Annotated in this window: 5 protein-coding genes; all 5 read right to left on the bottom strand. The window is 40.8% G+C overall.

Annotated features, from left to right (window positions below):
• Positions 1 to 5: 5 nt before the first annotated feature.
• The gene (locus tag AC075J_RS06640; RefSeq protein WP_008705135.1) at positions 6 to 197 is read right to left on the bottom strand and encodes a DUF6019 family protein; all 192 of its coding nucleotides are present in this window, start codon (positions 195 to 197) and stop codon (positions 6 to 8) included.
• Positions 198 to 261: 64 nt separating this feature from the next.
• The gene (locus AC075J_RS06635; protein ID WP_020993192.1) at positions 262 to 612 is read right to left on the bottom strand and encodes an SdpI family protein; all 351 of its coding nucleotides are present in this window, start codon (positions 610 to 612) and stop codon (positions 262 to 264) included.
• A gap of 55 nt (positions 613 to 667) precedes the next feature.
• A complete protein-coding gene (locus tag AC075J_RS06630) occupies positions 668 to 1,012 on the bottom strand; it encodes an eL24 family ribosomal protein (protein WP_008705137.1) in 345 nt (114 codons plus the stop codon).
• A gap of 143 nt (positions 1,013 to 1,155) precedes the next feature.
• Complete coding sequence (locus AC075J_RS06625) at positions 1,156 to 1,452, bottom strand: TnpV protein (protein WP_055200992.1); 297 nt, start codon at positions 1,450 to 1,452, stop codon at positions 1,156 to 1,158.
• 33 nt (positions 1,453 to 1,485) lie between these two features.
• Positions 1,486 to 3,147 carry an IS66 family transposase gene (gene tnpC / locus AC075J_RS06620; protein WP_055200993.1) on the bottom strand — a complete coding sequence of 554 codons (1,662 nt, stop codon included), beginning with the start codon at positions 3,145 to 3,147 and terminating at the stop codon, positions 1,486 to 1,488.
• Positions 3,148 to 3,484 lie beyond the last annotated feature (337 nt).

The following is a 3,484-nucleotide window of genomic DNA, read 5'->3' as shown; positions in this document are numbered from 1 at the left end:
TGAAGTTATTGATCTTCTGAATCCAATCCAAGTTCTTTCAACTCTTTTTCGTTTTGGATATCTTCATCAGTTTTCTTTCCAGTGATAGCACTGTAGGCTTCTTTGATGCCATTCTTCACTGCCCATTTGATAACGAAATACAGTGCAATCAAAATAACAATTGCGGTTCCACCGCTTATACCTAATTCATTCCACATAATTCAATCCTCCAACTTCCGATTTTCATTTCCGCCAATTGGAAATTAGCTATTTTTTCATTCCTTACTTTGTAAAATGTTTATGCAACAAAAATTCTGTCGGAATAATTGTAAGCACCATAATTCCTAATTGTAAAAACACCAAATAAACAGAAATCATTTCAAAGTTTGTATCATCTTTCGTTAAAATCAAAATAAAAATCGATAGTATCACCAGGATGATTCCTAAAACAAAGTTTATCCAGCCCCAACACCTGTGTGCATATCTCCATGTTTCATCATTCATCCTTGACATAGTAGTTCGATATCCCGAACTCCCCTGCCGATCTTTAGGAGGCTTATCTTTCCACGTATATCCCAATATAATCATAGATAACGGTACTAAAAGTGAACACGCAGATAAAAATATAAACATTACAGAGATCTCCTCTCAACTTCTGATTAATTTGCTCTAAAGACTAAAGTTGTCATCAAATAAACCCTACCCATATTCCAACCGCTATAAGTATCATGCCTAGTATTCTTCCAATAAATCTCGCCTTTTTATTTCCAAATAAAGCAGTTGTTTCTGAAGTAGTAAATGGAAGCAAAACAACAGTGACCCCCATTACTATAATTCCACTTCCAATCATGCAATTGCGGCTTGACACAACACCATAAAACATAGCTAAAAACCCTAAAATAATGCTCGAAATGAAATACTTAATTTTATGTCTATCTTTTTCAATTATCTTTCTATAGCTGTTTTCGCACTCACTGCTACAAAATTCCAAATTACTATCTAATTCTTTGCCACAATATCTACATTTTTTCATAGTAACTTCCTCGATAATTTTCAAAATTTTATCCAAAAGCTCTCGATTTGTCTTTACTTTATTCTACCATAGTTCATTTTAAAATACTATTCCAATACACACAAAACAGAAAAAAGCGATCCTTTTCGACCGCCTATTTCCACCTACATATATATCGTATTTTTCACTACAATTTCTTCTGCACTGGATTTTATATTAATCATTAATCTAACCCACTTCATCTGATCCTGTGCCTTTAATTCTTCCGTCGCACCCTGTTTTTTCACCATCTGTTCCATAAGTATTTCCACCTGCTTTCTGGCTTCCTGATCAATCTGATTCAGGTGTTCCGTCAGCTTTCCAGTCAATAGCAAGTATTGATATTTTGCTGATCTGTGTTCCTTCAGGAACTGTTTTCGCAACATTCCATATTTTCCATATATCGGTTCTTCGTAAGCGATGAATAATCACCCGGTCACGACTTTTAGGGAACTTTAAATATTCAGGTTCCCACGTTCTTCAGGTCTTACTTTTTCGATATCTATGATCCCTGTACATCTTTCTTTTATAAAGTCACTCCATGGCAGCAGCTGTTTTATGCCTGCGGGCTCATTTTTATAGTCCGGCATATACAGCAGCAAGGTGTAGAGATAATGATAGATGTTCAGGTTATTGGCTTTCGCTGTTTCTATGAGACTCAATACAATGGCACTTGCCGTTGCTCCATCAGCAGTATCATGAAACAGAAAGTTTTTACGCCCCGTTACATAGGTTTTTGCCCGACGTTCCGCTACATTATTAGAGATCTCGCATCTTCCATCCAGCAGATAATTCATAAGAGTCTCTTTATGATTAAAGGCATAGTTTACCGCTTTTTCAAGCTTACTCCCGCCAGCAGGCTCCAGGGTTTCCAACCATGTCCAGAATTCATTCCAGATGGCAGGTTCTGTTTCCTGGCGTTTCTGTTTTCGTTCCTCCTGTGGAAGTTCTTTGTAGAGACGTTCCATATAGAAAAGACGGTTACAGAATGCAACTCCTTTTTCGGCAGGGAGCAGGGAACTGTCTTCTGCAGTTCCCTGCGGAGGTTCTGCAAGTTCCTGTTCAGAATTAATGTCCAGAAGTTTCAGCTTTTTCTGACGTGCTTTTGGGACTGCTTCAAAGAACTTACGCCTGCAGTGGGCAAGACAGCAGACCAGGACAACATCTTCGATCCTGCCGTATGCACTATACCCATCACACTGGAGCATCCCAGTGAAACCATGGAGAAATTCTATCGGATAATCCCCGCTCCGTCCGGGTCTGTAATCATACAGGATGATCGGTGGTTTTCCATCAGTCCCGCTCAGGTAGATCCACATATAGGATTTTGAAGTGGCAGTTTTTCCCTCTTCATGAAGCACCTGACAGGGTACCTCGTCTGCATGGAGGATCTCTCTTGCCAGCAGTTCCTGATGCATTACTTCATAGACTGGAGAGAGATATTCCAGTGAACAGTAATTGTACCAGTGCGCTGCAGTTTCTCTTGGGACAGGCACCCCTTTTTCCATCCAGTCTTTTGACTGACGGTAAAAGGGAAGGTGCAGAAAGCTTTTCTGGTACATGACCATTGCCACCATATCCGGCGATGCGGGACTATGGGCAAGAAGCGGTGTCGGTGTTTTTGCCTCTACGATCGTTGTCTCATCCTCCTGCCGACATACAGGACACATAAGGGTTTCCTGCATGTAATGGACCCTTACCACTTTTGCCGGAGTGATACGCAGTTCTTCCCGGACAAACTTATACCCCAGGTGTTCCATCGGGGAACCACAGTCCGGACAGATCCTTTCTTCCGGGGGAACATCGCAGGAGATCTCTTTTATGGGAAGGGCCTCATACAGATCTGCACGAACAGACTTTTTTCTTCTGGTCCGTGTATGTTCTTTTACAACGGTCACCGTTTCTTCCTCCTGGATTCCTTCCTCCTGATCAGGACGCCTGGTCTTTTCGCTGGATGTTCCAAAGATCTTCCTTTTCAGTTCATCTATCGTCTCGTTCAGGTTCGCAATCGTGCTGCGGAGCTCTTTTATGGTAGCTCTGAGATCCACAATGGTCTGTTCCTGTTCTTTATTCGTGCTTAATAAAAGCTGGATCATATCTTCTGTATCATGAGGCATGGCATTTCCGTCCTTTGTTTTCTTATCCCTATTATAAAAGAAGTACGGGGATATGGCAAACAGACGGGACAGATGGTACTGTCAATCTGACGGTACCTCAGTTGTGGATATCTTTCCTAAAAAAATGAAAGATATGCCTGTATGCTCATTCTTTTAGGAAAGATATCCACCTGCTGTTTTAAAACAGATGTTTTTTTGAGTCTCATCCACATCGCATTCGAAAGGAAAAAAGAAAGCAGTGGATAAGTGTCTGGCGGCTGCCTGCTGTCACGGATATAGAAAATTTAAAATTCTCTGTTTTGCACAAAGGATCAGAAATCTTTTTTTCTGCCTGTGC

This window comes from Blautia sp. ZXY-1-C6, from assembly GCF_056339875.1.
The sequence above is the reverse complement of the archived record's forward strand: the minus strand, read 5'-3'. Positions and strand labels throughout refer to the sequence as shown.

What these genes read in the sequence shown, in the direction of transcription:
- AC075J_RS06640 (WP_008705135.1), bottom strand. Translation starts at nt 197, where the DNA reads ATGTGGAATGAATTAGGTATAAGCGGTGGAACCGCAATTGTTATTTTG.
- AC075J_RS06635 (WP_020993192.1), bottom strand. Translation starts at nt 612, where the DNA reads ATGTTTATATTTTTATCTGCGTGTTCACTTTTAGTACCGTTATCTATG.
- AC075J_RS06630 (WP_008705137.1), bottom strand. Translation starts at nt 1,012, where the DNA reads ATGAAAAAATGTAGATATTGTGGCAAAGAATTAGATAGTAATTTGGAA.
- tnpC (WP_055200993.1), bottom strand. Translation starts at nt 3,147, where the DNA reads ATGCCTCATGATACAGAAGATATGATCCAGCTTTTATTAAGCACGAAT.